This is a genomic window from Peribacillus sp. CSMR9 (genome assembly GCF_033141925.1).
In the GTDB taxonomy this organism is placed as follows: Bacteria; Bacillota; Bacilli; order Bacillales; family DSM-1321; genus Peribacillus; species Peribacillus simplex_A.
The window spans coordinates 1-3,696 of sequence record NZ_JAOPHO010000135.1; the positions used below are offsets into that span (position 1 = coordinate 1).

The 3,696-nt window shown below is 32.0% G+C and carries 6 protein-coding genes; 2 read left to right on the forward strand and 4 right to left on the reverse strand.

Annotation, left to right across the window (positions count from 1 at the left end; all coding sequences use genetic code 11):
• Positions 1 to 282 precede the first annotated feature (282 nt).
• The 3 genes from N9I19_RS24085 to N9I19_RS24095 form a co-directional block, all read right to left on the reverse strand.
• The gene (locus N9I19_RS24085) at positions 283 to 429 is read right to left on the reverse strand and encodes a hypothetical protein (RefSeq protein WP_317779235.1); all 147 of its coding nucleotides are present in this window, start codon (positions 427 to 429) and stop codon (positions 283 to 285) included.
• A gap of 143 nt (positions 430 to 572) precedes the next feature.
• Positions 573 to 887: a hypothetical protein gene (locus tag N9I19_RS24090; RefSeq protein WP_317779236.1), complete on the reverse strand. Its 315-nt coding sequence runs from the start codon at positions 885 to 887 to the stop codon at positions 573 to 575.
• A 334-nt stretch (positions 888 to 1,221) separates the two neighbouring features.
• A complete protein-coding gene (locus tag N9I19_RS24095) occupies positions 1,222 to 1,506 on the reverse strand; it encodes a hypothetical protein (RefSeq protein WP_317779237.1) in 285 nt (94 codons plus the stop codon).
• Between the two features lie 310 nt (positions 1,507 to 1,816).
• On the opposite strand from N9I19_RS24095, the gene N9I19_RS24100 reads away from it, so the two are divergent.
• A complete protein-coding gene (locus N9I19_RS24100) occupies positions 1,817 to 2,119 on the forward strand; it encodes a hypothetical protein (protein WP_317779238.1) in 303 nt (100 codons plus the stop codon).
• 207 nt (positions 2,120 to 2,326) lie between these two features.
• On the opposite strand, the gene N9I19_RS24105 is transcribed toward N9I19_RS24100, so the two are convergent.
• Positions 2,327 to 2,539 (reverse strand): hypothetical protein, encoded by a 213-nt coding sequence (locus N9I19_RS24105; RefSeq protein WP_284469620.1) that lies wholly within the window; start codon positions 2,537 to 2,539, stop codon positions 2,327 to 2,329.
• A 330-nt stretch (positions 2,540 to 2,869) separates the two neighbouring features.
• Here N9I19_RS24105 and N9I19_RS24110 point away from each other — a divergent pair, with 330 nt between their 5' ends.
• On the forward strand, positions 2,870 to 3,424 hold the full coding sequence (locus N9I19_RS24110) for a recombinase family protein (RefSeq protein WP_317779239.1): 555 nt from the start codon (positions 2,870 to 2,872) through the stop codon (positions 3,422 to 3,424).
• Positions 3,425 to 3,696 lie beyond the last annotated feature (272 nt).

The window sequence follows — 3,696 nt, forward strand, 5'->3', positions numbered from 1 at the left end:
CATACAAAAGGTTTCAGTTTGATTATTTTTTTTATTTTTACTAAGAGGTTCATTAAACAAATCCTATATCACCTTAGAAAGTGTATATTTGAAATAAAGATTGATCAAAAGTCCCCCTGAACACAATATTAGCGTAAATAAAAAGAACCCATTTTGAAAAAAGATTAATCAAAGTGGATTCTTTTCTTGTGATTTAGTATACAGTTTTTATAAATAGTTAGTGATCCCTTAATAAATTAACGCACCCGTTAGTTCATTAAGAATTACTTCCGACTCAATCAGTTAAAATAAACTCTTTACTAAACGAACTATCATTCTTGGAATAAGAGTTAAGATGTTAAAAACCAATTCAGGTAAGATTGAATCACGAATTTCATTCATTATGCCTTTGAAAAAACCTTCTTTGCCTTTCTTTTTTTCTTTTTTCATCTTTTGTATCCTCTTTATCTTTCATAATTACTCCAATTATATTCCTCTAAAATACTTCCTCAATTATTCTGCCTCTTTCGTCCATAAAAAAAAAGAGCTGCTGATCGGCTCCTGATATTGAGGTAAAGCATCCGTTTGTTCAATCACAAAAAATATATAACCCACAATTGAGATAAAATGATTAGTAAAAATATCAAACCTAGCCCAATTAGTTCCTTTTTTGTTGCCTTTTCTAGTAAATACCGTTCAATTAATGTTAAAGACAATCCAATGACTATGAGGATATAAGCCATAGATCGATAATCATTGTAAACACCGTAATACAAGGTGGAAACAAAGTGGATAATTCCTGCTGTTATCCATAAGAGTAACGCTGGAATAAACAAGGGCTTTATTCTGTTTTTTAATATTTTCATTGTAATATCACTTCTCCATAAAGACATCTTACCAAAAATCATCCTTTATACCTCAAGAAAAAATTTCCTTATTGTTGAACTAACCTGCCCCGTTTGTTACATAAGAAAAGAAGTTGCTGATCAGCTCCCGGTAATGAAGTAAAGCGTCTGTTAGTTGAAGATGAAATGTAATTATTTTTTTAATAATCTTCTAATTAAGGCGTCACCAAAAAACAATATAGTTGCACATATTATTAAAAACCACCAACCAAGTCCTTTCCAAAACGTGGTAGCTAAAATCGTAATTAGAAAATACCAACCTATATTTACTACCCAGTATAAAAGCTTCATTTAAACGCCCTTTCAATAAAAACTCAGAATCGCACCCTATAGATAATTACGGAAGAGTGTTAGTGGTCTTTTTTTTAAATCCTTTAATTGTTGTATAAATCGGATATAACAATAGCAAACCTCCAAATAGCCATATCCCATATTCTTCACTAGTAAGATATTTATCTAATAAATCTTTCAAAAATAGATCTCCTATTATGATGAAGATTAGACCTGATGTTAAAAATGTTAAAAACGTGTAGAAAAAACTTTTCATTTTAAATTTCTTGTTCTTAAAACCATTAATCAAGCCTATAACCACAGACAAAACAAGTAAATCAGTGATATTCATACGTCTTAACCTTCTTTTTTACTTTCAGCATAAGCGAAAAAACACCTATTTCATATATGAAAACATTTCCATCTTATGCAACTAACCTGCCCCGATAGTTCCATAAAGAAAAGCTGCCTTAAAGACAGCTCTGATCTTCAGCTAAAGCACCCGTTAGTTGAATAACTCATAAATCTACTGGTTGAAATTCAATTGATTTTGCCTGCCCCTTTAGTATAGTAACTAAACTGTAAACGGATTGTTACGCAAATAGCATTGTTGGAGGAGACTTCAATGTATATAATTAATACTCGTTAAGGAGTGTTAAAAGATGATAAGCGTTACAGTAGATAAGTTAAAATTCAAGAAACAATTATCGGTGATTGAACAAATCACACTGAAAGATTTTCTGTATACCTGGGTAGGTAACTCAAGCAAGGGATTGGATGATTTTTTTCACCTTGAGTACACAGTAGATGTATTTGCCAAAATGGAAAAAACGACGAATGACACCGATTTGTTGATTTCTGTTGATGATTATTTCAGATACATAACAATCACGGAAGATAATCAAATTGTGATAGGTGTTTTAGATATGAATTCAGAATTAAAACATAGAATAATGGTTCACTAGAGAAGATTAAATAATTCTTCGTTTTCTTTAACCCATACAAAAAGAGGCAGCGTGGTACACTGTCTTTTTTTTTTTTCACTTTATGTCTCTTATGCGACGTTACTGAACTAAACTGGCCCGATAGTTGCATAAAGAAAAAAACTGCCTTAAAGACAGTCCCGATCTTAAGCTAACGCACGTGATATTTCACAAGGTCTAAATAGTGTTTTATCCATTAAGGGTTGAAACAGCAACAATGAATGAAAAGATTATTGCTAATATTGCATCTTGTCTCGTAGTTGTTCTTATCAGTGGCATCCAGCTAATCTTACCCATTAGGCTAACAAGTCTTGCTATAATAAAAAAGATAACAAAAAAACTAAAAAACGTTCCAATCATAATATCACCTTGCTTCATTTTTTCTTTTATTGTAACATTCATCTTCAACTATCCTGCCCCGATAGTTTAAGTACATTTCATCACAATCTTATAACGACATTAACATAAATATCCAATTTTTGTTTAGGAGTCTTATTCCATTAAATGGCCCGATTGCTGAACAAAAGTAAAAAAGCAAACATTTCATAAATAAGTTATTATTTGTTCCAAAACTCGTCCTTTTCTGAACACACCACTGTTCGATTAGAAAAGGACGTTTTTTATTGTCTTTCTTGTAACAAAACTCTGTTCAATATTCTATGTTCAACAACCTATATCTTTTTATCTTATGTTACAATAAATATAAAGGAAAAATAAGAGAGAGTGATTTGAGTGTTTATTGGATATGCACGTGTGTCGACGGGATTACAAAATTTAGATTTACAGATGGACGCTCTTACGCAATATGGCTGTTCCAAAATTTTTCACGATAAAATGAGTGGGGCAAAAAGACAGCGTCCTGGTTTAGAGGAAGCACTTCAGTATGCACGTGAAGGCGATACGATTGTTGTTTGGCGATTGGATCGATTAGGACGTAATATGCAAGATTTAATTCAAATTGTGAATAGCTTAAATGAACGTGGTGTGGGCTTCCACAGTCTACAAGAAAATTTAACAATGGACAAAAGTAATGCCACAGGCCAATTGATGTTTCATCTGTTTGCGGCATTTGCGGAATTTGAACGTAATTTAATTGAGGAACGTTCGGCTGCCGGACGAGCTGCGGCTAGATCACGTGGTCGTCTTGGAGGACGTCCTGAAAAATTTGGACCGAAAGATATTGAAATGATGAAGTCACTAATTGAAAATGGTACCCCGATTAAAGACATCGCAGAAAAATGGGGTGTATCTCGAACAACGATTTATCGGTATTTAGAAAAACAGTAACAATTTAAAACCCAGCTAATCTTTTATAAAGGTAGCTGGGTTTTAAATTTGCATGTGCAAAATAGCACTTAAAATAAGTGCAAATTATCGCCTAAAGTGACAAACAAATAATTAGTTTGATTTTAAGAGTGTCTTAAAGTTTTAACTTATAGACACGTAAATAAAAATGAAAAAACAAAATAAGCTATAATAAATTATTAACCAAAATAATGAATTTTAAAGGATGTGGCTTTTATCGTTAATTTTGAAAATCCAGCAGTAAAATACCAAAG